The sequence below is a fragment of the Pseudanabaena sp. CCNP1317 genome (assembly GCF_034931345.1).
In the GTDB taxonomy this organism is placed as follows: domain Bacteria; phylum Cyanobacteriota; class Cyanobacteriia; order Pseudanabaenales; family Pseudanabaenaceae; genus Pseudanabaena; species Pseudanabaena galeata.
The window spans coordinates 1-1,258 of record NZ_JAYGIF010000090.1 but is presented as its reverse complement, the minus strand read 5'-3'; the positions used below and the strand labels follow the sequence as shown (position 1 = coordinate 1,258).

Sequence of the window (1,258 nt, the reverse complement as noted above, 5' to 3'; positions counted from 1 at the left end):
CTGAGATCTTGCACCATTCCTAAAAGAGTTAAGTGGGAATGGGTTTGAGAATAATTTCAAAGCCATGACGAGCAGCAATATCGGCACTAATTTGAAGATACCTGAGAAGTTTCAACCAAAGGACAGAAGGGAATAAAACTGAAAGAGTTAAATCACAAGTAGCTTTCCAGTCCAAGATGGGAGGAATCGACCATTGATCAATCCAATGAGCCAAAAGATAAGAAAGCAGAGAGAGGATAAGCCAACGATAAACACCAAGTTTTGTCGATTGCCCAAAACAATGCAAGCCAAAGCGATGTTTGATGGTTTTGAAGAATCCCTCAATTGCCCAACGCTTACGCCCTAACATCACCAGATAAGCACCAGAATAAGGATGAGAAGAGACAACAAAACGTAACTCCCGTTTACTATCGGCTCTTTTGAGCCAGAACCAAGAGATCGTCAAAGGCTGAGTTAGCCCTTCTAGCAAAATTTGTTGTCCACGTTTGCCATGACGATAAAGTTGTTTGACGGTGCGTCCATCTTGAAGTTTACGATTGTTGCGGACACCGACAACGATGCGCCAAGACTTGGCTCGGACTGCATTGAAAAACTTCACTGTACTAAACTCAGTATCGGCAAGGACAATCACAGTCCTGCCTTGGGTTAGTTGCTTGGGGACTGTCCTCAATAACTTACAAGCTAACTCAGAGGGACTGGGGTATCCTTTACCTCGCCATACTCTAAAACTCCATGGCACGCGCCACTCTCCATAGACCAGATACAGTACAACCAGATGTAGTCCTCGCTTGCCGTTTAGTATTCTCACCCATGGGTCGGGTTCATCTTTGGTGGGATTACTCAAATGTAGAAACTTGCCACATTTTTCTAGGGTCGTCAAGTCTATCAGTATCTTTAATGGCACTTGTTTCGATGGACGATGCTTGGCGATTTGTCCCAAAATAGCCTGACGTGTCGCTCGAATTAGTCCTCTTGTTGACCAGTTATAGTGGTTGAGAAATCGACTCAACGCACTCGCTGATTTTATCTGTGTATGTTCTGGATAGGGATGTCCTTGTGCTTCGAGGAATAGTCCCAATATTGCATTGAGACTTGCTTTTTGATACACACTTGGCATCAAACACAGAAGGCTATAAACTAGCCCTTGGGCGTGCTTAACGATGCTTTCCATGATCGTTATTTAATTTACTACTACGCCCTTTTTTTCACATTTTTGCTCTTTCTGCAACCCCTTTTCTTGAATGGTGCAAGATCTCAG

General features: G+C 43.6%; 1 protein-coding gene. It reads right to left on the bottom strand.

Translation table 11 applies throughout. The annotated features are described in order from the left end of the window. Nucleotides 1-28: 28 nt before the first annotated feature. Nucleotides 29-1,171 (bottom strand): transposase, encoded by a 1,143-nt coding sequence (locus tag VB775_RS15715; RefSeq protein ID WP_281005925.1) that lies wholly within the window; start codon nucleotides 1,169-1,171, stop codon nucleotides 29-31. Nucleotides 1,172-1,258 lie beyond the last annotated feature (87 nt).

Coding starts and splice junctions, on each gene's coding strand:
- VB775_RS15715 (WP_281005925.1), bottom strand. CDS start 1,171: ATGGAAAGCATCGTTAAGCACGCCCAAGGGCTAGTTTATAGCCTTCTG.